Annotated in this window: 1 protein-coding gene; it reads left to right on the top strand. The window is 59.2% G+C overall.

Going from position 1 to position 674, the window contains the following annotated elements:
- The coding region (locus IEY69_RS21630; RefSeq protein WP_189075129.1) for an IS630 family transposase at positions 1–465 on the top strand (465 nt) is incomplete at its 5' end.
- Between the last annotated feature and the right edge of the window lie 209 nt (positions 466–674).

Below are 674 nucleotides of genomic sequence, written 5' to 3'. Positions count from 1 at the left end.
CGCACGTGGTCGACCAGGGGCGTCACGCCCCTGGTCACGCTCCCGGCCCATTGGGAGAAACTCTCAACCATCGGTGCGATCACGTCGGATGGGCGGTGCTTCCAGCATACGAAGTCTGGGGCGATTCGGAGTGGGGACGTCATCCGATTCTTCCAGCACCTGCTCCACCACGTTCAGGGGGAGATCGTGGTGGTGCTGGAGAACGCCGGGATCCACCGGGCGAAGGCAACACAGGCGTTCGTGGGTCTCCACGAACGCCTGTCGCTGGTGTTTTTGCCGCCCTATGCACCGGAGTTGAACCCGATCGAGCTGGTGTGGGCGTATGTGAAGCGCAGTGTGCTGGGAAACTTCTGTGCCCGCTCGGTCTCGGAGCTGAAAGCAAAACTGGTGACGGCTTGGCAGCGGGTTCGGTATATCGACTTGCCTCATCAGCTCATGAATGCGAATCTATGCCGCTATCAATAGTGTGCACGCATCGCCAGTAACGGTTGATGTGGACGTCTCCCCTGGCCTGCTTACCTATCACGATCCCCGGCTCGGTCTGCCAGATCATCCACAGGTGTCTGACGTGACCCCAATTGGTCGGCCCACTCCGAATGAGACAAGATCGTCTCCAGGGAGGGGTCATGAAACACAAGCAGTACAGCGAAAACGAGATCTTCGATGTCTTGGCC

It is taken from the genome of Deinococcus sedimenti (assembly GCF_014648135.1).
Taxonomy (GTDB): Bacteria; Deinococcota; Deinococci; order Deinococcales; family Deinococcaceae; genus Deinococcus; species Deinococcus sedimenti.
The sequence above is the reverse complement of the archived record's forward strand: the minus strand, read 5'-3'. Positions and strand labels throughout refer to the sequence as shown.